18 protein-coding genes, 3 tRNA genes and 1 riboswitch are annotated in these 22,106 nt (G+C 67.0%); of the genes, 11 read left to right on the forward strand and 10 right to left on the reverse strand.

Annotated elements, in window-relative coordinates; genetic code table 11:
* Window positions 1-92: 92 nt before the first annotated feature.
* The 4 genes from ABZ004_RS05885 (at window position 93) to ABZ004_RS05900 (ending at window position 1,379) form a co-directional block, all read left to right on the forward strand.
* Entirely contained in the window at window positions 93-962 is an 870-nt protein-coding gene (locus ABZ004_RS05885) for a sigma-70 family RNA polymerase sigma factor (protein ID WP_355678625.1), read from the forward strand.
* Between the two features lie 143 nt (window positions 963-1,105).
* Window positions 1,106-1,178: transfer RNA gene (locus ABZ004_RS05890), tRNA-Gly, on the forward strand.
* Between the two features lie 30 nt (window positions 1,179-1,208).
* A tRNA-Cys gene (locus ABZ004_RS05895) sits at window positions 1,209-1,279 on the forward strand.
* Window positions 1,280-1,307: 28 nt separating this feature from the next.
* Window positions 1,308-1,379: transfer RNA gene (locus ABZ004_RS05900), tRNA-Val, on the forward strand.
* A gap of 117 nt (window positions 1,380-1,496) precedes the next feature.
* Here ABZ004_RS05900 and ABZ004_RS05905 read toward each other — a convergent pair.
* The 3 genes from ABZ004_RS05905 to ABZ004_RS05915 are packed head-to-tail and all read right to left on the reverse strand — an operon-like array spanning window position 1,497 to window position 4,566.
* Complete coding sequence (locus ABZ004_RS05905) at window positions 1,497-2,342, reverse strand: carbohydrate ABC transporter permease (RefSeq protein ID WP_355678626.1); 846 nt, start codon at window positions 2,340-2,342, stop codon at window positions 1,497-1,499.
* Window positions 2,339-3,298 (reverse strand): sugar ABC transporter permease, encoded by a 960-nt coding sequence (locus tag ABZ004_RS05910; protein WP_355678627.1) that lies wholly within the window; start codon window positions 3,296-3,298, stop codon window positions 2,339-2,341. Before ABZ004_RS05910 ends, ABZ004_RS05905 begins: the two co-directional genes overlap by 4 nt.
* A gap of 2 nt (window positions 3,299-3,300) precedes the next feature.
* Entirely contained in the window at window positions 3,301-4,566 is a 1,266-nt protein-coding gene (locus ABZ004_RS05915) for an extracellular solute-binding protein (protein WP_355678628.1), read from the reverse strand.
* Between the two features lie 165 nt (window positions 4,567-4,731).
* Between ABZ004_RS05915 and ABZ004_RS05920 the strand changes: the two genes are divergently transcribed.
* The gene (locus tag ABZ004_RS05920; RefSeq protein ID WP_355678629.1) at window positions 4,732-5,778 is read left to right on the forward strand and encodes a LacI family DNA-binding transcriptional regulator; all 1,047 of its coding nucleotides are present in this window, start codon (window positions 4,732-4,734) and stop codon (window positions 5,776-5,778) included.
* On the opposite strand, the gene ABZ004_RS05925 is transcribed toward ABZ004_RS05920, so the two are convergent.
* The 3 genes from ABZ004_RS05925 to ABZ004_RS05935 all read right to left on the reverse strand — a co-directional run bounded on the left by ABZ004_RS05925 (window position 5,761) and on the right by ABZ004_RS05935 (window position 9,059).
* Window positions 5,761-6,504 (reverse strand): SDR family oxidoreductase, encoded by a 744-nt coding sequence (locus tag ABZ004_RS05925; RefSeq protein WP_355678630.1) that lies wholly within the window; start codon window positions 6,502-6,504, stop codon window positions 5,761-5,763. The genes ABZ004_RS05920 and ABZ004_RS05925 overlap by 18 nt on opposite strands.
* A gap of 9 nt (window positions 6,505-6,513) precedes the next feature.
* On the reverse strand, window positions 6,514-7,599 hold the full coding sequence (gene rsgA / locus ABZ004_RS05930; RefSeq protein WP_355678631.1) for a ribosome small subunit-dependent GTPase A: 1,086 nt from the start codon (window positions 7,597-7,599) through the stop codon (window positions 6,514-6,516).
* Between the two features lie 155 nt (window positions 7,600-7,754).
* Window positions 7,755-9,059: a YhjD/YihY/BrkB family envelope integrity protein gene (locus ABZ004_RS05935; RefSeq protein ID WP_355678632.1), complete on the reverse strand. Its 1,305-nt coding sequence runs from the start codon at window positions 9,057-9,059 to the stop codon at window positions 7,755-7,757.
* An 18-nt stretch (window positions 9,060-9,077) separates the two neighbouring features.
* Between ABZ004_RS05935 and ABZ004_RS05940 the strand changes: the two genes are divergently transcribed.
* Window positions 9,078-10,691, forward strand: a complete 1,614-nt coding sequence (locus ABZ004_RS05940) for an acyl-CoA dehydrogenase family protein (RefSeq protein ID WP_355678633.1) — start codon at window positions 9,078-9,080, stop codon at window positions 10,689-10,691.
* 83 nt (window positions 10,692-10,774) lie between these two features.
* A riboswitch (ZMP/ZTP riboswitch) is annotated at window positions 10,775-10,857 on the forward strand.
* Entirely contained in the window at window positions 10,845-12,335 is a 1,491-nt protein-coding gene (locus tag ABZ004_RS05945; protein WP_355678661.1) for a glycine hydroxymethyltransferase, read from the forward strand. It overlaps the preceding riboswitch by 13 nt.
* 50 nt (window positions 12,336-12,385) lie before the next feature.
* On the opposite strand, the gene ABZ004_RS05950 is transcribed toward ABZ004_RS05945, so the two are convergent.
* Window positions 12,386-13,933: a DHA2 family efflux MFS transporter permease subunit gene (locus tag ABZ004_RS05950; RefSeq protein ID WP_355678634.1), complete on the reverse strand. Its 1,548-nt coding sequence runs from the start codon at window positions 13,931-13,933 to the stop codon at window positions 12,386-12,388.
* A gap of 62 nt (window positions 13,934-13,995) precedes the next feature.
* On the opposite strand from ABZ004_RS05950, the gene ABZ004_RS05955 reads away from it, so the two are divergent.
* Window positions 13,996-14,469 (forward strand): MarR family transcriptional regulator, encoded by a 474-nt coding sequence (locus ABZ004_RS05955; RefSeq protein WP_355678635.1) that lies wholly within the window; start codon window positions 13,996-13,998, stop codon window positions 14,467-14,469.
* A 118-nt stretch (window positions 14,470-14,587) separates the two neighbouring features.
* Window positions 14,588-15,169, forward strand: coding sequence for a putative glycolipid-binding domain-containing protein (locus ABZ004_RS05960; RefSeq protein WP_355678636.1), 582 nt, complete (start codon window positions 14,588-14,590; stop codon window positions 15,167-15,169).
* Here the strand turns inward: ABZ004_RS05960 and ABZ004_RS05965 are convergent.
* The 3 genes from ABZ004_RS05965 to ABZ004_RS05975 form a co-directional block, all read right to left on the reverse strand.
* The gene (locus ABZ004_RS05965) at window positions 15,151-17,046 is read right to left on the reverse strand and encodes a glycoside hydrolase family 9 protein (RefSeq protein ID WP_355678637.1); all 1,896 of its coding nucleotides are present in this window, start codon (window positions 17,044-17,046) and stop codon (window positions 15,151-15,153) included. The two genes, ABZ004_RS05960 and ABZ004_RS05965, sit on opposite strands and share 19 nt — an antisense overlap.
* A gap of 83 nt (window positions 17,047-17,129) precedes the next feature.
* Window positions 17,130-18,509 carry an MFS transporter gene (locus ABZ004_RS05970; RefSeq protein WP_355678638.1) on the reverse strand — a complete coding sequence of 460 codons (1,380 nt, stop codon included), beginning with the start codon at window positions 18,507-18,509 and terminating at the stop codon, window positions 17,130-17,132.
* Window positions 18,506-19,072 (reverse strand): helix-turn-helix domain-containing protein, encoded by a 567-nt coding sequence (locus ABZ004_RS05975; protein WP_355678639.1) that lies wholly within the window; start codon window positions 19,070-19,072, stop codon window positions 18,506-18,508. The genes ABZ004_RS05970 and ABZ004_RS05975 overlap by 4 nt, the downstream gene beginning before the upstream one ends.
* Window positions 19,073-19,479: 407 nt before the next feature.
* Between ABZ004_RS05975 and ABZ004_RS05980 the strand changes: the two genes are divergently transcribed.
* Together ABZ004_RS05980 and ABZ004_RS05985 are read left to right on the forward strand one after the other, a co-directional pair.
* On the forward strand, window positions 19,480-21,168 hold the full coding sequence (locus ABZ004_RS05980; protein WP_355678640.1) for a nitrite/sulfite reductase: 1,689 nt from the start codon (window positions 19,480-19,482) through the stop codon (window positions 21,166-21,168).
* 142 nt (window positions 21,169-21,310) lie between these two features.
* On the forward strand, window positions 21,311-21,994 hold the full coding sequence (locus ABZ004_RS05985; RefSeq protein WP_355678641.1) for a phosphoadenylyl-sulfate reductase: 684 nt from the start codon (window positions 21,311-21,313) through the stop codon (window positions 21,992-21,994).
* The last annotated feature ends 112 nt before the right edge of the window (window positions 21,995-22,106 follow it).

Below are 22,106 nucleotides of genomic sequence, written 5' to 3' on the forward strand. Positions count from 1 at the left end.
TTCTCCTCGTCCGTTTTGTCACATCGCAGCGGCTCGCTACGTCAGTCCCTCGACGGAGCTCGGCTCGAAAGTGTGACAGATGGAGGGCTCGCATGAGTGAGGACGACTGGCTCGCGGCACGGTTCGAGGAGAAGCGCGATCACCTCCGGACTGTGGCGCTGCGGATCCTCGGATCACCGCAGGAGGCCGAGGACGCCGTACAGGAAGCGTGGATCCGGCTCAGCCGCTCCGACCCCGGCGAGATCGACAACCTCGGTGGCTGGCTGACCACGGTCGTCGGCCGGATCTGCCTCGACGTACTGCGTCTTCGCCGCGGCCGATGCGAGCAGCCCGTCGAGGTGCACTCCCCCGCGCTCGTCGACCCCGACGTACCGGATCCCGAAGTCGAAGCCGTCCGGGCCGAGTCCATCGGGCTCGCGCTGCTCGTCGTACTCGAGACCCTCACGCCGGCCGAGCGGCTCGCCTTTGTGCTGCACGACATGTTCGCTGTTCCGTACGACGACATCGCGCCGATCGTCGGTCGCTCCGCCGGCGCCGCCCGGCAGCTCGCGAGTCGCGCGCGGCGGCGGACTCAGGGCAGGCCCGAACTGCTCGACACCGACGCACATCGGCACCGCGAGCTCGTCACCGCCTTCCTGGCCGCATCCCGCGCCGGCGATTTCGCAGCACTGCTCGAGATGCTCGATCCAGGAGTCGTACTCCGTGCCGATGGTGCCGCCGCCGGTAGAGGTGCGGCGCGCCTGGTGCGCGGAGCAGCCGCCGTCGCGGCGAACTTCTCCGGGCGGGCGGCGGCCGCGCGAGTCATCCTCGTCGACGGGGTCGCGGGCGCGGTCTGGACGTATCGCGGGGAACCGCAGGTGATCTTCAGGTTCACCTTCGAGGCCGATCGGATCGTCGAGATCGAGTTGCTCGGCGACGCCGGCCGGCTCCGCGAGGTGGAGCTCGCCCGGTTCGACGGGTAGTGGGACTGGTGTGGCGGAAGGGACCTTTCCCCGCCTGATCCGGGTATCCCGCGACACCCCGGATACTCAGTTTCGAAGTCCGCGAAAAGTGCGCTACTGTTCTGCTCTCGCACCGAGCAGGACAGCGTCCGGCTCCGCGAGATGCGAACGTAGCTCAGTTGGTAGAGCGCAACCTTGCCAAGGTTGAGGTCGCCGGTTCGAACCCGGTCGTTCGCTCGGAACTGGCCGGCAGGCTGGAGACTCTGCGGTGGAGTGGCCGAGAGGCGAGGCAACGGCCTGCAAAGCCGTGTACACGGGTTCGAATCCCGTCTCCACCTCGAAACACCTGCAGAACAACAGAATCCTGGACGATTGGCGCAGCGGCAGCGCGCTTCCCTGACACGGAAGAGGTCACTGGTTCGATCCCAGTATCGTCCACGAAAGCGATGGCGGCTCGTGTCTGCGGAAAGCGCAGAGCGGGTCGCTTTCGTCATTTGTGCGCCTTCGCTTCGCTCGGCGGGGGTCGGGTTCACGGGTCGGGTTCGGGGGTTGGGTTCAGCCTTTGAAGGCGCCGTCCATTATGCCGGTTACCAGGCGGCGGCCTACGAAGGCGAAGAGGATGAGGAGGGGGATGGTGGCTAGGAAGGAGCCGGCCATGGCTAGGCCCAGGTCTACGACTCGGCTGTTCTGTAAGGCTTTGATGGCGATCTGGGCGGTGTACATGTCCGGGGATTTGAGGATGATGAACGGCCAGAGGAAGTCGTTCCAGGCGGTGACGAAGCCGAGCAGGCCGAGGACGAACGCGGCCGGACGGACCAGTGGGAAGGCGATCTGCCAGAAGATCTGCCAGGAGTTCGCGCCGTCGATCCGGGCCGCCTGAAGCAGTTCGTCGGAAACGGTCGAGGCGATGTGCTGCCGCATCCAGAAGATGCCGAAGGCGCTGGCCAGCCCGGGCACGATCAACGCCTGCAGCGTGTCCACCCAGCCCAGTTTCGACATGATCATGTACTGCGGAATGACGGCGAGCTGGGTCGGAACGGTCATCGTGAGGACGACGATCAGGAACAGGGTGTTGCGACCGGGGAAGCGCAGCTTGGCGAAGGCGAACCCGGCGAGCGCACAGAGCAGCCCCTGGCCGACACCGATGGAAACCGCGACGACCGCGCTGTTGACCAGCGAGCGGACGAACGGCACTGTGCTGAAGACCAGATCCGCGAGGTGGAACAGGTTCTCGCCCGGGACGATCCGCGGCGGCATCTTGTAGGCGGTCGCGGAGTCGTTCGACGCCACCACGAACATCCAGTACAGCGGGAACACGGCGATCAGCACCGCCACGGCCAGCAGGACGTAGACCCACCACGGCACCCGCTCGATCCGGCGGCGTGACATCAACACACTCATGGCTTCTCCCGGCGGATGCGGGTGGACAGCAGATAGTTGAGGAGCGCGAAGGCGACGACGAGGACGAACAGGGTGACGCCGATCGCAGCGCCGTACCCGAACTTGAACTGGCCGAAGCCTTGCTCGAACAAGAAGAGGGTGAGCGTCTGACATTGCCGGACCGGTCCGCAGGTGAGCGGCGCACTCGACGAGACGAGCAGGGGTTCGGTGAAGATCTGCAACCCGCCGATGGTCGACGTCACGATGGTGAAGACGATCACCGGGCGCAGCGACGGGATGGTGATGTAGCGGAACTGCTTCCAGTTGCCGGCGCCGTCAACCGCGGCGGCCTCATAGATCTCGCGTGAGATCGCCTGCAGTGACGCCAGGTAGAGCAGCGTCGTGTACCCGGTCCACCGCCAGATCACCATCGTGGCGATCATCGCCTGGCTGCCCCAGGTGGACTGGACGAAGTCGACCGGGCCGAGTCCGACCAGGTGCAGCCCCCAGTTCAGCAGGCCGTAATCGCGATCGAAGAGCTGCGCGAACACGACCGTGGTCGCCGCGACCGAGGTGATGTACGGAACGAGCATCGACATCCGGAACAGCGTCGCGAAGCGCAGCCGCACGTGGTTGAGCAGGTGCGCCAGGCCCAGCGCGACCAGCAACTGCGGCACCGTGGACATCACCCAGATGGTGATCGTGTTCCACAGCGCGTTCCAGAACCGCGGGTCGTTGAACAACCGGGAGAAGTTGTCCAGCCCGATGAAGGTGTGCCCGGCGACCGGGTTCCAGTCGAACAACGCGACGTAGAACGTGAACAGCAGCGGGAACAGGCCGAAGATCCCGAAGATCAGGAAGAACGGCGCGATGTAGGTGTACGGAGCGACCCGCTCACCCAGACTTTCGCGCACTCGGCGCCCCGACACGACCGGTGGTCGCGTCGAGGCCCGCGGTGCGGCGAGGCTGCTGGTCACCCTCACTTCCCGATCGCGGTCTTGATGTTCTGCAAGGCGGTGTCCCAGGCCTTCGCCGGATCACCCTTGCCCTGTTCGACATTGGTGAGGGCGTTCTGGAATTCCTGGCCGATGGCCGAGCTGTCCGGTCCGATGTAGAACGGCTTGAGACCCAGCAGCGAGTCGGTGTAGATCTTCCCGGTCGGTGCGTTCGAGAAGAACGGATCCTTGTACGACGTAAGTTGGGGGTCCTTGTAGACCGCTGGCGTCGACGGGAGTGAACCCGAGCCGACGTAGTGCGTCAGCTGCGACTGCGGAGACTGCATCTCCTTGATGTAGTTCCAGGCCGCCTGAGGGTTCTTGGCGTTCTTCGGGATGGCGAGATAGCTGCCACCCCAGTTCCCGGCGCCGCCGGGAATGGTGGCGATGTCCCACTTCCCCTTGGTGGACGGCGCGTTGGACCGGATCGAGCCGAGCATCCAGGACGGCGCCGCGACGACCGCGAAGTCGCCCTTGGCCATGCCGGCCGTCCAGCCCGTCGAGAACGAGGTGAGCTTCGCGGTGATGCCTGCCTGCGCTGCCGCCAGCGTGTAGTCGAACGCCACCTTGACCTGCGGGCTGTGGTCGTAGGCCAGGTTCCGGTCGGCGTCGTAGAACTTCATCGCCCCCTGGTTCACCGCCTGGTAGAACACGCTCGTCGCCGCGTTGTCGACGAACGCCTTACCGGTCGCGGCCTTGTACTGCTTGCCGACCTCGATGAACTTGTCCCAGGTCGGCCACAGTTTGCCGACCGCTTCCCGGTCCGTCGGCAGCTTGGCCGCCGCGAACAGATCCTTGCGGTACGCGATCGCGAGACCGCCGACGTCGGTGGGAACGCCGAGCACCGAGCTGTCCTTGGCGACACTCTGCGACCACACCCAGTCCAGATAGTCCTTCTTGAGGTCGTCCGCACCGAGGCTGCGCAGATCGACGAAGTTCTGCGGCTGTTCGACGAACTTCGGCAGGTCGTCGCCCTGGATCAGCACCAGGTCCGGAACCTTGCCGCCGGCCAGCGCCGTGGTCAGCGCCTGCGCCGTCTCCACCGACGAGCCCACCTCGGTCAGTTTGATCCGGAGATCGGGGTGCTTCTTCTGGTACTCCTCGACTGCCGCCTTCTGATTGATGCCGGAGAACGACCAGAAGTCGAACGACTTCGGGTCGCCGCTGCCGGCTCCTGAGCTGTTGCCCGAACACGCGGCGGCGACGAGCGTCACGACGGCCGTCACCGCGACGGCGATACGACTCTTCACGGCGAACCTCCTGCAGCTGAAACACAGGCCGAGCCTGAAAGTTTCGGAGCTCAGCTCGAAAGGACTGCCGGAACTGTAAGGCGGAGTACACGTAGCGTCAACAACTTGTTCCGGAAACGCTTCCGAAACATTCGGACCGGAATTTTCGGAGCTAGACTCGCCGCCATGACCGGTAGCACCGACCCATCGCTCCTGACACAGACGCCGGGCCCGGCCATGACAGTGGCCCAGATCGCCGAGTTGGCCGGGGTCTCCGTGCCTACCGTGTCGCGCGTGATCAACGGCCGCTCGGACGTCGCGCCGCTCACTCGCGCCAAGGTCGAGGAGGTCATCAGCCGGCACGGCTTCCGGCGACTCAAGCGGCCGGCCAACCGGGCCGCCCTGCTCGAACTCGTCTTCCACGAGCTTGCCGGCGCCTACGCGATGGAGATCATCAAGGGCGTCGAGCGGGTCGCCGACCAGAACGGACTGGCCGTCGTCCTGTCCGAGATGCACGGGCACACTCCCGGCCGGGGCTGGATCGAGGGCGTGCTGGCCCGGCGGCCGATCGGCGTCATCGCGGTCTTCTCCGGCCTCACCCCGCAGCAGAGCGACCAGATCCGCAGTCGCGACATCCCCTTCGTTCTGCTCGACCCCACCGGCGACCCCGGCCACGAGTTCCCGTCGGTGGGAGCCGCCAACTGGAGTGGGGGATTCTCGGCCACGCGGCACCTGCTCGACCTCGGGCACCGCAGGATCGCAACCATCACCGGACCGCACGGGATGCTGTCCAGCCGAGCCCGGCTGGACGGCTACCGAGCGGCGATGGACGCGACCGGTACGCCGGTGTCTCCCGAGCTGATCTACGAAGGCAGCTTCCAGACCGAGGACGGGCTGAACCACGGCCGGACCCTGCTCGGCCTCGAGGACCGGCCCACCGCGGTCGTCACCCACAACGACCTGCAGGCTCTCGGTCTCTACCGAGCGGCCGCCGAGGCAAGACTGCGGATCCCGGACGATCTCAGCGTCGTCGGTTTCGACGACCTGCCGCTCAGCAACTGGATCACTCCCCCGCTGACCACGATCCGTCAGCCGTTGACCGAGATGGCCGCCGCGGCCGCCAACCTCGCGGTCACCCTCGGCCGCGGCGAGGTCCCGACCCACCACCGGATGGAGCTCGCCACCGACCTCATCGTCCGCAGCAGCACCGCCCCGCTACATGCGCAGGTGTGAGGCGCCGTTGAAGTCCAGGACTGTGCCGGTGGCGAATTCGGCCAGGGGCGAGGCTAGGTAGTGGATGGCGTTGGCCACCTCGTCCGGGGTGGAGACGCGTTCCAGCGGGCTTTCCAGGCGGCGGCGGTCGTAGCCTTCGCCGGCTAGGGCTTCGGCTGCCATGTCGGTGGTGGTCCAGCCGGGGGCGATCGCGGTGACGGCGATTCCTTCTGGGCCCAGGGATCTGGCGAGCGATTGGGTGAGGGAGACGAGGGCGGCTTTGCTGGCGCCGTACGCCGGTTGGTTGGGTTCGCCGCGGAAGGCGCCTCGGGACGAGACGTTGATGATCCGGCCGCCTCGGGTCATGTGGCGTACTGCGCACCAGGTGACGTTGGCGGCGCCGATGAGGTTCACGCCGAGGGTGGTCGCCCAGGCCGCTTGCCATTCGTCGTACGTCGACGAACGGATCGGGTGCGGTTCGTAGACGGCGGCGTTGTTGACCAGGACGTCGATACTGCCGAGAGAGGCTGCAGCCGAGGAGACCATCGACGAGATCTGTGCGGGATCTGCCAGGTCGGCGTGGACCAGGACGTGGCCAGTTCCTGGAAGCTTCGACAGGACCTCCGACGCGGCCTCGGCAGACGAGCCGTAGTGCACTGCTACTCGGTCTCCTGCGGCAGCGAAGGCATGCGCCGTCGCTGCTCCGATTCCTCGTGATGCCCCGGTCACCAGCACTGAACGATCCATGCCTCGACCCTACTGGCGCGGCTTGAAGTCCCGGCGGTAGTCCTTCGTCTGGCGGACCCAGGCCTTCCGTGCCTCGGCCTGCAACCTGCTGTCGGCCCGGCGAGCCATGTACGCCGCCTCCCGCTGGAGCTTCGCCCAGCTCTCGTAGCGCCGCACCGGAAGGGTCCCGTCGTCCAGAGCCTCCCGTACTGCGCAGCCAGGCTCCGTCACATGTACGCAATCCTTGAACCTGCACTGCTCAGCCAGTGCAGTCACATCCGGGAATGCGGCAGCTAGCCCTTCGCCGGCTTCCTGCAAGCCGATCCCCCGCAGCCCAGGTGTATCGATAACTACGCCGCCGCTCGGCAGCTGGATCAGCTCACGGCGTACGGAGGTATGCCGTCCCTTGCCGTCCTCACGGATCGCCTGCACGTTCAGAAGCTCGACACCCGCCAGTGCATTCACCAGCGAAGACTTCCCCGCACCACTGACACCCAGCAACGCCAGCGTCGCGTTGTCATCAAGAAGCGAGCGCACTTCCTCAAGACCTTCACCAGTCGTCGCACTGCACACCAGTACGTCGGCGCCCGGCGCAGCAGTAGCCACGTCCTCTGCAATAGACGAGGCGTCCACAACGAGGTCGGCCTTGGTCAGTACGACGACCGGCCGTGCACCGCTTTCCCAGGCCAGCGCGAGGAACCGCTCGATCCGGCTGATGTTCGGCTCCGGGTGGAGCCCGACGACGATGGCGATCACGTCGACGTTGGCGGCGAGCACCTGGCCCTTCGACGTACCGCCGACCTCGGCACGCACGATCGCCGTACGGCGCGGGGCCACCGCGTCGACGGTGATCCGGTCGTCCGGCCACTGCCGGAGTGCGACCCAGTCCCCCGTGCATGGTGTCGCCTGCGGATCGGCAGCGATCGCGGCGAGCACACCACCGGACCACGAAGCGCGCACCGGACCGTCCTCGGTGAGGACGCTGGACAGTCCTTTGTCGACGCGCACCACGCGCCCTGGAACGAGCTCGTCCGAGCCCGGTACTTCACTCAGATACTCGGCCGTCGATACATCGAGACCGAGGGCCTGCAGAGTTGGAGAGATTTCAGCTGACATCGTGCGACGAACCTTTCGAGCGGTCCGGCCCCGAGTTCAGCTCAGCGGACGGACGATGCGGGAGTGGACGGCCCGAGGATGGGCCTGATCGAAGCTCATGGTGGGGTCGCCTCCCTTCTCTGTCTGCCGTCGAGTGACGGACTGTCGCGATGCCCTCAGCCTATGTCGTCGCCATCACCCTGCGCACCGGATTTTCCGACCCGCTCAGGCTCCCGCTCCCCGCCGTCATCCCGTACGCCGTCCGCGCGGTTCCCCGCCGTCGCTCTCGCCTCACTCGGCTCGGGTACGACGGGCGACGGACTCACTGCTCCCAGCTCTTCCGGCGGAGCCGTCTTCGCAACCCGTGTTGCCGCGACCGCCTCCGGCACCACGTGCTCGGCGGCCGGCGGCTCGGAGAGGGCCTCGATCGCCTGCGCGACCTTCACCTCCGGCCGTTCTTCGTCCCGCTCGACCGCGTCCACATGATGCGGCTCCGGCTCCGCCTTCATCACCGGCTCCTGACCCTCCACCGGCTCAGCCTCGGCCTTCATCACCGGCTCCGCGACCTCAGCAGGCTCGGGTTCCTGACGCGACTTGTGCGGCCACAGCCGGTCGACCACTGCGTTCAGCGCCGCACCGATCAGCACCGCGATCGCCGTCATGTACAGCCACATCAGCACCGCGATCGGCGCCGCCAGCGGCCCGTAGATCGACGTCCCGCCAACAGTCGTCTGCAGGATCCAGCGCAGTACGAAGCTGCCGCCGATCCAGATCGACAACGTCAGGAAGGACCCCGGCAGATCCGACAACCACGGCGTCCGCACCGGCACCGACAGATGGAACAGCGTATTCAGGAAGCCCGCCGACAGGATCGTCACGACCGGCCAGTACAGCTGGTTCAGGAAGTCGACCTTCTGCGGCAGCAGCGCGTCCACCGCGTCCGGGCCCGCCAGCACCAGCGGAAGCACGATCACGCCGATCACCAGCGCCCCGCAGTACAGACTGAACGACAGGACGCGGGTGCGGACGATGCCGCGTTTGCCGCCCATCCCGTACATGATCGTGATGGTGTCCACGAACACGTTCAGTGCCCGGCTGCCGGACCACAGCGACAGCACGAACCCGATCGAGATCACGTCCGGCCGGCCGCCGCCGAGCACCTGGTTGATGGTCGGCACGATGACCGTCTTGACCGACTCGTCGGTCAGTGCCCGGCTGGCCAGGTCGGCGATCTGCAACTTGATGTTGTCGATCGTCTCGACCTCGAAGTACTTGCTGGCCACGAAGCCGATACTGCCGGCCAGCCCGAAGATCAGCGGCGGCAGCGAGAGGATGGCGAAGAAGGCGGCCTCCGCCGCGAGTCCGGTGACGCGGTAGCGCATGCAGACGCCGACGGTCTGGGTGATCAGCTTCCAGACCGTCGAGGGAATTCGTCGGGCCCATGCGAATGAGACGGAGGTCTCGGACCCAGAGCGTGCCATACCGCTTACCGTACTGACATGGCGGACCCAAACGCTGTAACGAATCAGGCTCCCCCAATGCACGGGGTGAACTTCTTCACGGCCGACACCGGTCTCGGTGACGCTCTGCGTCCGTACGCCGACCTCGCGGACGATCCCGGGCTGACCGCGATCGGCGAACTCGCGGGCACCCAGGAAGCGCTCTCCCACGCTCTCCCGGCGAACCAGAACTCCCCCGTACTGCGTACGCACGACCGCTACGGGAACCGCATCGACGAGGTCGAGTTCCACCCGTCGTGGCACTGGCTAATGGAGAAGGCCGTCGGCTTCGGTCTTCAAGCGGCGCCGTGGACCAGCGATAAGCCCGCACCGCACCTGACGAGAGCGGCCGGCTTCTACGTGTGGTCCCAGGTCGAACCCGGCCACGGCTGCCCGATCTCGATGACCTACGCCGCAGTACCGGCTCTCAAAGCCGATCCTGCTCTTGCTGCCGAATGGGTCCCGGGACTTGCCAGTACGACGTACGACCCGCGCCGGCTGAGGTCCGCCGAGAAGGCGGGTGTGCTGGCCGGGATGGGGATGACCGAGAAGCAGGGCGGCTCGGACGTCCGGGCGAATCTGACCACGGCTACGTCTTCGGGGACCGGCGAGTATCTGCTCAACGGGCACAAGTGGTTCTGTTCCGCGCCGCAGGTCGACGTGTTCCTCGTGCTCGCGCAGGCGCCGGAGGGCTTGAGCTGTTTCGTCGTACCGCGCGTGCTTGCCGATGGCAACCGGAACACGTTTGCCCTGCAGCGGCTCAAGGACAAGCTCGGCAACCGGTCGAACGCGTCGAGCGAAGTCGAGTTCCACAACACGATCGGCTACCTGCTCGGCGACGGGGGGGCCGGGGTCCGGACGATCATCGAGATGGTCGCGGCGACCCGGCTCGACTGCGTGGTCGGATCGGCGGCGCTGATGCGGCGGGCGCTCGTGGAGGCGACCTGGCATACGTCGTACCGGAGTGCCTTTGGTGGGCTGCTGCGGGACAAACCCGCGATGCAGAACGTGCTCGCCGATCTCGCGCTCGAGAGCGAGGCAGCAACCGCTCTCTCGATGCGGCTCGCCGCCGCTGTCGATGCGGATGACGAGCAGGCCAAGGCGTTCCGGCGGATCGCGCTGCCGCTGGCGAAGTTCTGGGTCTGCAAGCGCACGTCGTTCACGGTCGCGGAAGCGCTCGAGTGCCTGGGCGGTAATGGCTATGTCGAGGAGTCCGGGCTGCCGCTGCTGTTCCGCGAGTCGCCCCTGAACTCGATCTGGGAAGGCTCCGGCACAGTTAACGCCTTGGACGTACTACGGGCGCTCCGCCGCCCCGAATCCCTCGAGGCCTGGCTCACCGAAGTCGGCGCTGCTCGGGGCGCCGACCATCGCCTGGACAGCGCGGTAACCGATGTGCTGGAAGAGCTCTCCGACCTGGAGAACGCCGAAGCCGGCGCACGTCGTCTGGCCGCCCGCATGGCCGTCTGCCTCCAGGCATCCCTCCTGGTCCGTCACTCCACGCCCGAGGTGGCAGACGCCTTCGTAGCGTCCCGCCTCGCCGGCGACTGGGGCGGCGTCTTCGGCACCCTCCCCCGCACCACCCCCTTCACCCCCATCCTCGACCGCATCCTCTGATCCCTTGCGTCCGAAGAAGTGAGGGTCCTGACCCACGACCGTTCGGACGCAAGCGAAGACCTCAGCCCGCACACACGCTAGGGTTACCGCGTCGCGACTGGCGCTGAGGTGGGATCGACCACCGGGGAGCGAAAAGACGCCGGCACCGTGCGCCTGGGTGCCGCGACCGAGTGCAACCTCAGGAGAGAGACGAAGATGACTCAACCCTTCGACGCCGCTGCCGCGTCGGCCGCGTACAACAACGCACTTGCGGTGATCGGCGCGGTGGAACCCACCATCGCCGGTGCGATCAAGGCCGAGCTGGCCGACCAGCGGTCCTCGCTGAAGCTGATCGCGAGCGAGAACTACGCCTCCCCGGCGACGCTGCTGACGATGGGCAACTGGCTGTCCGACAAGTACGCCGAGGGCACCATCGGGCACCGCTTCTACGCCGGCTGCCAGAACGTCGACACCGTCGAGCAGGCCGCCGCGGACCACGCGAAGGCACTCTTCGACGCGCCGCACGCCTATGTCCAGCCGCACTCCGGCATCGACGCGAACCTGGTCGCCTTCTGGGCGATCCTGGCCCAGCGGATCGAGTCACCGGCACTGGCGGAGGCGAGCGCCAAGCACGTCAACGACCTGTCCGACGAGGACTGGACCAAGCTCCGCAAGGCGCTCGGCGACCAGAAGATGCTCGGCATGTCGCTGGACGCCGGCGGTCACCTGACGCACGGCTTCCGGCCGAACATCTCCGGCAAGATGTTCCACCAGAGCTCGTACGGCACCGACCCGGAGACCGGGCTGCTCGACTACGACAAGGTCGCCGCGACCGCCCGGGAGTTCAAGCCGCTGATCCTGATCGCCGGCTACTCGGCGTACCCGCGCAAGGTCGACTTCGCCAAGATGCGCGAGATCGCCGACGAGGTCGGCGCGACCCTGATGGTCGACATGGCGCACTTCGCCGGGCTGGTCGCGGGCAAGGTCTTCACCGGCGACTTCGACCCGGTCCCGCACGCGCACGTCACCACGACCACCACGCACAAGTCGCTCCGCGGCCCGCGCGGCGGCATGGTGCTCTGCCAGCCGGAGTACGCCGACGCGGTCGACCGCGGTTGCCCGATGGTGCTCGGCGGCCCGCTCAGCCAGACGATGGCCGCGAAGGCGGTCGCTCTCGCCGAGGCCCGCCAGCCGGAGTTCAAGACCTACGCGCAGAACGTCGCGGACAACGCGGTCGGTCTGGCCGAGGGCCTGATGAAGCGGGGCGTCAAGCTCGTCACGGACGGCACCGAGAACCACCTGGTGCTGCTCGACGTCTCGTCGTACGGGATCACCGGCCGGCAGGCCGAGTCGGCGCTGCTCGACGCCGGCATCGTGACCAACCGCAACGCGGTCCCCCGCGACCCGAACGGCGCCTGGTACACCTCCGGCGTCCGGATCGGTACGCCGGCGCTCACCACCCGCGGCTTCGGTCTCGACGAGTTCGACAAGGTCGCCGAACTGATGGTCGACGTGCTCTCCAGCGTCACCCCGACCACCACATCGGCCGGCGCCCCGTCGAAGGCGAAGTACATCCTCGCCGACGGCGTAGCCGACAAGGTCCGCGCCGCCTCAGCCGAACTGCTCGACAAGCACCCCCTCTACCCAGGCCTCGACCTCAACTGATCCACACGACAGCAGCGCCCGTACGCCGAAAGTGCGGGCGCTGCTGTTTCTCACTCCGAGATGCCCATCAGCGCATCGTCGGACGCCTTCGCCGCCCGCTTCGGCATCAGCAGGGCGGCCAGTACTGCGCCGGCGATGCCGATGCCGGCCGATACCCACATGGTCGCGTTAAAGCTGGTCATGAACGCATCGCGCACGGACGCTAGCAACTCCGCAGAACCTGTCTTGGCTGCGACCGCGAGACCCGGACCGACGCCCTTCTCGACCGCCTCCGCGGCCTGCGCCGGCAACCCGTCCGTGTCGACGCCGGACCGATAGACGGAGTTCAGCACGGTGCCGAGGACGGCGACTCCGACGGTGCCGCCGATCTGCCGAAACGCTTGCAGCATGGCCGATCCGGTACCGGCCCGATCGGGGTCGAGGACGCCGAGGCCCGCGTTCATTGCCTGCGGCATCGAGCAGCCGAGGCCGAGCCCGACCACCACGAGCCAGACCGTCGTGTACCCGTAGCCCGTGTCGAGCGCGGTGAAGGCACCCAGCGCGAACCCGATCGCCATCACCAGGAACCCGATCATCACCAGCGCTCGCGTGCCGGCCTTCGTCTCGACCGGTTGGGCCAGCTTCGCGCCGACCGCCATACCGCCGATGAAGGGAAGCAGCTTCAGTCCGGTGTGCAGAGCGTCAGACCCATTGATGCCCTGGAAGTACTGCGGAATCGTGAACAGCAGGCCGAAGATCGCGAACACCGACACCGTCATCAGCACCGCGCTCCCGGTGAACACCTTCTCCCGGAACAGCCCGAGCTCGATCAGCGTCCCGGAAGGACGCCGTTGCCACGCGACGAACGTGCCGAGGAGCACGACCGCGATGGCCAGGAAGATCAACGTGGTGCTGTCCGTCCAGGACTTCTCGCCGGCCTTCGTCACGCCGTACACGAGAGCCGCCAGACCGGCACTGGAGAGCGCGATCCCGAGCCAGTCGATGCCCGGCCGATCGGCGCTGCGAGACTCAGGAATCAGCAGCCGAACCGCGAGTGCCGCGATCACCGCGATCGGGACGTTCATCAGGAAGATCCAGTGCCAGCCGGCGTGGTCGAGCAGCAGCCCGCCGACGATGGGACCGAGCGGCATTCCGATGCTGTTGGCAACGACGAAGAAGCCGAGCGCCTTCTTCCGCTCCTCTTTGGTCCGGAACAGCACCGTGATCAGCGAGAGCGCGACCGGGACGATCATCGCCGCCCCGATCCCGAGCGCCGCCCGGGAGGCGATGAGTGCGGTCGCGGAGTCCGCCAGCCCGCAGGCCAGCGACGCCGCGCCGAACAGGGTCAGCGCGATCACCATGATCAGGCGCCGCCCATAGCGGTCGCCGAGCAAGCCGGCCGGAAGCAGCAGCGCGGCCAGCACCAAGTTGTACGAGTTCGCCATCCATTGCAGTTGGCTGGTGGAGGCGTCGAGGTCGCCCGCCAGCGTGGGCAGTGCGACGTTCAGCACGGTGGTGTCCAGACCGAGCACGAGGGTCGCGAGGCAGAGCGCGATCAGTACGCCGAACCGCCGGCCGCCGGTGAGCGTGGCGGGCCCGGCTTGTGAAGAGAGGGTCATGAATCGAAATTATCAGAAGTTTGTAATACTTGCGATACATCAGATTCCGGTAGTGTGTTGACATGTCATCGGACCCGTCACCTGAAGAGGTCAGCCAGTTCGTGGAGCGCTTCGCGGGTGTGCTGGCGAACAGTGGTGTGCCGTCGATGTCCGCCCGGGTGATGGGCCGGATGCTGGTGAGCCCGACCGGGACGATGACCGCCTCCGAGCTCGCCGAGGCGCTGCGGATCAGCCAGCCCGCGGTCTCCGGCGCTGTCCGGCAGTTGATCCAGGTCGGCTTCATCTCGCGGGAACGACTCCCCGGATCCCGCAAGGACCACTACCGGATCCGCGACGATGTTTTCGCCGCCATCCTCGAACGCCGCAACAACGCGCTCGGCGAATGGGAAGCCAGTACGCGCGCCGGCGCCGACCTGTTCGGCCACGACACCCCCATCGGCCGACGCCTGGCCGAAGCCGCCGAGTTCTTCAACTTCATCCACGAAGACCTCGACCAAATGATCACCAACTGGCGAAAAGGCCACCCAGTCCGCTGACCCTGCTCGCCGGCGCCGGGTCGCTCCGAGGCCCCGCTACCGCGATACTCCCCCACTGGCAGGCTTATATCGCGACACCGGGCGAAAGCGCGTTAGCGAGACAGGGAGCATGCGGATGATGGTGATGTGGAGAGGAACCGACGAGTGGCGGGCGGAAGTCGCTCAGGTGGAGTTGGGCGATGACCGGCTGACGGCGACCGGGACTCAACTCGGCATCGACCCGTTGCCCTACCGAGTGGACTACAAACTCGAAACCGGAGCGCAGTGGCTGACCAGCCGCCTGCAGCTCACGGCAACCGGTGACGGCTGGGTCCGTCGACTCGACCTCCGCTCCGACGGCGCCGGCCATTGGGAATCCACCTCGTCAGTCGAAGGCGACGTCGACCTGCCGTCCCCTGGCGGCGACCTGGCCACGGTCGAAGGCGCGCTCGACTGCGATCTCGCCTACTCCCCTCTCACCAACCTCATGCCGGTACGCCGCCATCAACTCGACCGCCACCCAGGGACCGTCGACTTCCTGATGGCCTGGGTATCCCTCCCCGATCTTGCCGTGCACCTCTCCCCACAGCGCTACCAGCATCTCGACTCGTCACTCGTGCGCTACCTGAGCACCGACAGCGATTTCCAGGCCGACCTGGAGCTCGACCCCGAGGGCCTCGTCATCAGCTACCCCGGCTTGGCTCAGCGCGTCAGCGCGTAGACGGCGATCGCGGCGAAGTCGTCGGCCGGTTCGGCGGTTTGCCAGGAGCGGACGTCGTCGACATAGCGCGAACCATGACCGGTGAACGGCAAGTTGTGATCGACACCGTCGGCCGGGCAGGCGTTCATCCCGTCGAGCAGCTCGTCGAGACCATCGGTGAAGAGGTCCTCGGAGTTCGGCCCGTTGACGACTGCGCCGGTCAGAACGCGGCCTTTGATGTTCGCGATCTGGTGATGCGGGCAGCGCTCGTAGCTCGAGCCGACGCCGATCATGAACGAGACGCCCCACGGGTTCGCGCCGAAGTTCCAGTTCAGCTGCTGTACGCCGAACGCGTCGTACCGGCGATCGCCCGTCGCCGCCCGGTAGAGCCGTGCCGTCGCCGCGAGCCCGAACGAGTGCGGGACGGCGTCGAAGTTGTCGTACTGCGCGCCGGCGCCGAACGGATCCTTCGTGGCCCGCGCGACGCCGATCTCCAGTTGCGCCCGGAGATCGTTCTTCAACGCGGCGACATTCACCCGAACGCGATGATCAGCCCGGGCCGCGCGGATCAGATCAGCCTCGGCGAGAGCACTCACGTCGTACAGGTTCAGCGTGTCACCGCCGGCCTCGTGCTTGCGGTATTCGCCTGCCCAGTAAGCCGATTGACGCACCCAACCGCTCGCGCGACTATCCCGGAGCTTCTGCGCGGCCAGTGCCATCTCGGCGGCCCCGAGAGCGAGGTCGTCTCGCCAAGCGCTTTCCGGATAGAAGGCGAACGGCAACGAAGTGACGAGTTGCTGTACCCCGGTCGTCTGCGCCATTGCGTAGATCTGGGCCGCGGTCTGGAGATAGCGGCGCGCCTTCGACGGCGACGTACGGGCTTCTACTTGTGCTGCGAGGGCGAAGGCGGCGGCGGTCCGGCCGGCCAGGTTCGGGCTGATCGGCTTGCCGGGCGCGGCCGCGCGGAACACCGGGCGGTTCTTCAGGAAGCGCTCACGCGGGTCCTGCAGGTGGTCGTCGGCCTCGGGCAGCCGCCAGATGTCGTGATCGCCGATGAACGTCTCCTCGACGTTCCCGGCACCGGCGCCGACCTGGATGTAGAGCGTCCTGGATTTCTCGTCCCACATCTTGTCGAGCCAGTCGAGCCCGTGCCGCGCTTCCTTCAGCAGCGTGGGATCCGGGACCGAGGCATCGCGAGCCGATGCCCAGAGCAACGATTCCGAGTACGCCGCGATGTGGGTGAACTTCAGGTAGTCGCCGGCGTCGAACCAGCCACCCTCGACGTCGACCGGTCCACCGACACGGCGCAACTCGCCGACCGTTTGATCGCTGTCCGGATCGAAGAACACCGGAGTGTCGTAGACCAGCGCAGCACGATCCGATAGATGCGACGGCTTCCGTCCCAACGGCCCCGGAATCACCTGGGAACCGTCGCGCTGCTCGGTGAAGAATCCGATGGCTTTGTCCTTGGCGCCGGTCAGCAACCGCTCTCTCGCGATCTCGAACGACGCCGAAGCGGGCGCGACACCGGGCGACACGATCCGATAGGTCCCGAGTCGCTTCAGCGCCGACACATCGAGCCGGTACACGCGCCGATACGTGTCGTTCCAGGACCCCGCATCGTTCCCGACGCGACCGGTCAGCACCGTGCGACCCCACTGATTGACGACCGCGTACGCCGTACCGCTGGCAGGCGTGGCGGTCATGAGATAGGCCCACTTCGGCCCGTCCACGACGTACCCCAATTGATCGACGCGGATGAGCCCGCTGAGCTGCGCACGCGCGTCGGCACGCGCCGTGCCGGCTTCAGCCGTCGATGAGCGGGCGCCTGCCGTGATCGGCGCCAAAGTGAGCCCGAGTACCAGCGTGCCAACCAGACCACGGCGGAACGACCCCATCGCAGCTTCCTCCCGGCAACCGTTAAGAAAGTTTCCTATTGGTGCCGCACACGCTAACTACTCCACCGGCGACCGGCAAGAGATCAGGGTGTTTTGAGCCGCGCCGCCGACCACAGCATCAGACCGGCGAACGCCACTCCGATCGCCACGCAGGCCGCACCGACCGACGTCGCCGAGATCAGGAAGCCGAAGGCCGTCATCGCGACCGGCATGAGCGCCTCGTCGGACAGACTCGTGATGCTGCTCGTGCGACCCAGGTACGCGGGCTCGATCGTCTGCTGGAAGGCGGCCGACAGTTGCGCCGACGCCAGGCCCGCGGTGAATCCGATCGTCGCCATCGCCGCGAAGACGCCCGCGCGCGGCACCACGCCGATCGCCGCACACCCGGCGGCCTGGAGGATCAACACCAGCAAGCCAGCTCTCGCGAGGTTGCGTGGCTTCCAGCGCATCGCCAGCACGGCACCGACAGCGGCCGCGATTCCCGAGCAAGCCTGGAACAACCCCAGCGACCCGGCGCCCCATCCGGATCCGTGAGTCCGTTGCACCAACCCAACGGCGAGCACAGGGCCTACGCAGAGGTTCAGCCCGAAGAACGCGATCACCAGAGTCCGCGCCTGAACGGATCGGCGCAGATAGCCGAAGCCCTCCCGAAGGTCCGCCACCACCGACTTCCCCGACGGCTCAGGCTGCGGCAACCGCGGCTTCACCACAAACGCCAACCCGAGGGCGATCACCGCGAACGACACCGCATCCACGATCATCACCGAACCCAGCCCGCCATGAGCGACCACCAACCCACCCAGCGGCGCCCCGACGAAGACAGCCAACCGGGCGGCGAGCTGATTCCACGCCGCGAGCTTCACCAGGTCATCGCGCTGAACCATCCGTCGCGGCAGCGTCCCCGCCGCCGGACCGTAGATCGCATCCACCGCCCCGAACAACACTGCCACCACCAGCAGCAAGGGCAGCGACACACCCCACATCCCCACAAACGCCGCTGCCAGCGACAACACGACGATCCGCCCCAGGTTCGCCAAGATCATCACCCGGCGCGCATCCGTCCGGTCCGCCAACGCACCCCCGAACAGCAGCGTCAACGCCTTCGGCAACGCCCCGATCCCCATCACCAACCCAGCCCCGGCCGGCGACGCCACCTGTGCAGCGCTCCACGCCAGGCCGACGTACCAGGCAACGTCTCCCACCTGCGACACCGCCGACGAGAAGATCCAACCCTGCACCCGCCGATCCCGCCCCAGCGGCGGAAACACCACCGCATCGGCTACGGCAGCATCCGCCGGCGCGCTCGCAGCCGTGACCTCGGCCTGCACGCCACCGGGCGCCGCCATCCCCACCCGTTCCACCGCCGCGCCGGCGGGATCGCCGCCGGCCTCCCCTGCCTCAACCCCGCCTGGCCCATCCGCCGCAACTCCGCCACCGGAGGCGGCGTTCGCCTTCCCGTTCATGGGCGGGCCGGTACGCCGTGGGCGAAGACGAAAGCGGATTGGGCGCCGGGGCCGGAGTCGGGGGTTTCGTAGTACTCCTGGATGAGTTCGTTGATCCGGGAGCCGAGTTCGGCGAGGCGTTCCGGGGTGAGTGTGACCCAACTCTCGGTCGCGAACGCCGCCCGCACCCACGCCTCGTCGTACCCGGTCCGCCGGTCGAACCATTGCCGCACCTTCGCGGTGTGATGCCCCAGGTTCGCCTCCTCCGCGGTCGCCGCCACCAACTCCCCCGCCGGCTCACCACCGGCATCGGCGATCGACCACGAGTACGACGCCTTCGCGCTCCGCCACCATCGTTCGCGCCGGTTCTTGGCCAGCTCCGGCGCCTCCTCGATCACCCCGGCCGCGGCCAGGACTTTCAGGTGGTGACTGATGTTCCCGACCAGTTCGCCGGTCGACTCGGCCAGCCGGGACGCGGTCGCCGGCCCGTCGACGCCGAGCAGGTCGATCAACCGGCGGCGGAGCGGATGGTGGATCGCGGCGATCACGGACGGATCGGCCGAACGGCGGTTCGCAGGACTCATGCGACCGACACTACTTTCCACAAGAACTCTTGCGCAAGAGTTCTTGCAGATCACGTTTTGAGCGCGAATCAATCTCGACCACGCTGCTAGACTTATCCAAGGGATGAGATTGCGTCTCACGATGCAGGAATGGGAGTTGATTTCAGCGCGATCTGAGCTGAGTCTTATCACCATGCTCGCTGCCCGCTCCACTCATCTCGTAGGTCGGATTCACGTCGACCTCGGGCGGATGCGCAGCGCCATCTGTTGTCCTTCGATGCTCTGACAGCCACCCTGCGGGCCAGTTGATGGCCCCCGATCTCTGATCACCGCTGGGTGCGCACCGCGCAGACCCGAATCGAATCGACGACGCTTCGAGCTCGCTCAGCGCGGACGCACCTGTCTCTAGCAGACAAGGACACGTCCGGATGACTGGCGTCACCTCTGCTCCTCGTAAGGCCCCCCGCCCCCGTAAGGGCAAGGGCGAAGGCCAGTGGGCGCTCGGCTATCGCGAGCCACTGAACAAGAACGAAGAGAACAAGAAGAACGACGACGGCCTGAACGTCCGGGCCCGGATCGAGAACATCTATGCCCACCGCGGGTTCGACTCGATCGACCCGGCCGACCTACGCGGCCGGTTCCGCTGGTGGGGGCTCTACACGCAGCGCAAGCCCGGGATCGACGGCGGCAAGACCGCGACGCTGGAGCCAGAAGAGCTGGACGACAAGTACTTCATGCTCCGGGTCCGGATCGAGGGCGGCCAGCTCAGCACCGAGCAGCTCCGGGTGATCGCCGAGGTGTCCAGCACGTACGCCCGCGACACCGCCGACATCACCGACCGGCAGAACATCCAGCTGCACTGGATCCGGGTCGAGGACATCCCCGCGATCTGGCAGAAGCTGGAAGCGGTCGGCCTCTACACGACCGAGGCCTGCGGTGACGTCCCACGGGTCATCATCTCGAGTCCGGTCGCCGGGATCGCGGCGGACGAGATCATCGACCCGACGCCGGCCATCGACGACATCGTCGAGAAGTACATCGGCAGCAGTGAGTTCTCCAACCTGCCGCGCAAGTTCAAGACGGCGATGACGGGTCACCCGTCGCACGACGTCGTACCGGAAGTGAACGACATCAGCTTCGTCGGTGTCGTGCACCCCGAGCACGGCCCCGGCTTCGATCTCTGGGTCGGCGGCGGCCTGTCCACCACGCCGATGCTCGCTCAGCGCGTCGGCGCATGGATCCCGCTCGACGAGGTGCACCTGGCCTGGAAGGGCGTCGTCAGCATCTTCCGCGACTACGGCTACCGCCGGCTACGGAACCGGGCCCGGCTGAAGTACCTGGTCGCAGACTGGGGCATCGAGAAGTTTCGCGAGATCCTCGAGAGCGACAAGTACCTCGGCCGCAGACTGATCGACGGACCGTCGCCCGAGATCCCCGCCGTACAAGGTGATCACGTCGGCGTCCACAAGCAGAAGGACGGCCGGTACTACGTGGGCGTGGCTCCCGTGGTCGGCCGGGTGTCCGGCAGCTCGCTGGCCAAGGTCGCCGACGTCGTCGCGGCGCACGGCTCGGACCGGATCCGGACGACCGCCCAGCAGAAGTTCATCGTGCTCGACGTGGAGGAGTCCAAGGTCGAGTCACTGGTTGCCCAGCTCAACGACCTCGGCTACCAGGCCCGGCCGTCGGCGTGGCGGCAGAACACGATGGCCTGCACCGGCATCGAGTTCTGCAAGCTGGCGATCGTCGAGACCAAGGCCCGCGCGGCCGAGCTGATCAGCGAGCTGGAGGAGCGGATTCCCGAGCTCGACGTACCGATCACGGTGAACGTGAATGGCTGCCCGAACTCCTGCGCCCGGATCCAGGTCGCCGACATCGGCCTCAAGGGCCAGCTGGTTCTCGATGCCGAAGGCAACCAGGTTCCTGGCTACCAGGTCCACCTCGGCGGCGGTCTCGGTCTCGACGCCGGCTTCGGCCGGAAACTCCGCGGCCACAAGGTCACCTCGGAAGGGCTGGCCGACTACGTCGAACGCGTCACCCAGAACTACCTGAAAGAGCGGTCCGAGGGCGAGCGCTTCGCCCAGTGGGTCGTCCGTGCCGAGGAAGGAGCTTTGCAATGAGCGAACGCGCTGCGCCTTTGTACTGCCCGTACTGCGGTGATGAGGACTTGCGTCCTTCTGAGGAAGGGCATGGCGCGTGGGAGTGCCGGCCCTGTGCACGGGTCTTTCAGCTGAAGATGATCGGACTGCGGGTGAGCGTGGAATGAGTGACTTGAAGACGTTGGCCGAAGAGGCCAATGAACGACTAGCCGACGCCTCGGCGCAGGAAGTCCTGGCCTGGGCGCGAGAGACCTTCGGCGATGAGCTGGTGGTCACCGCCTCGATGGCAGACGGGGCGCTCCCCCACCTCGCGGCCGAGGCGGCTCCCGGTGTCGACGTGCTCTTCCTCGACACGGGCTATCACTTTCCCGAGACCATCGGCACCCGCGACGCGGTCGCCGCGACCCTGCCGATCAACCTGATCAACGCCACCCCGAAGCAGACCGTTGCCGAGCAGGACGCGACGTACGGCAAGGATCTCTTCGCCCGCGAGCCAGACAAGTGCTGCGCGCTCCGCAAGGTCGAGCCGCTCAACCGGGTGTTGTCCGGCTACAAGGCCTGGGTCACCGGCGTACGCCGGGAGGAGGCGCCGACGCGCGCCAACACCCAGGTCGTCGAGTACGACGCGAAGCGCGACATGGTGAAGCTGAACCCGATCGCCCCGTGGACCCAGGACGACCTCGACAGCTACATCGCCGACAACGGCGTACTGGTGAACCTGTTGCAGTACGACGGCTACCCGTCGATCGGCTGCGCTCCGTGCACCAAGCAGGTCGCCCCCGGCGAAGATCCCCGCAGCGGCCGCTGGGCCGGCCAGGGCAAGATCGAATGCGGGCTCCACGTATGACCATGCTTTTTGGCCGCGCCTCCGGCACGGCGGGTCATGGGGCTGAACTCCCGTCCTTCCCTCGTCCCTCCAGTCGCTTCGCTCCTTCCACTCCTCAGTCCAGGCCGGGAGG

This window comes from Kribbella sp. NPDC006257, from assembly GCF_040613535.1.
Classification (GTDB): domain Bacteria; phylum Actinomycetota; class Actinomycetes; order Propionibacteriales; family Kribbellaceae; genus Kribbella.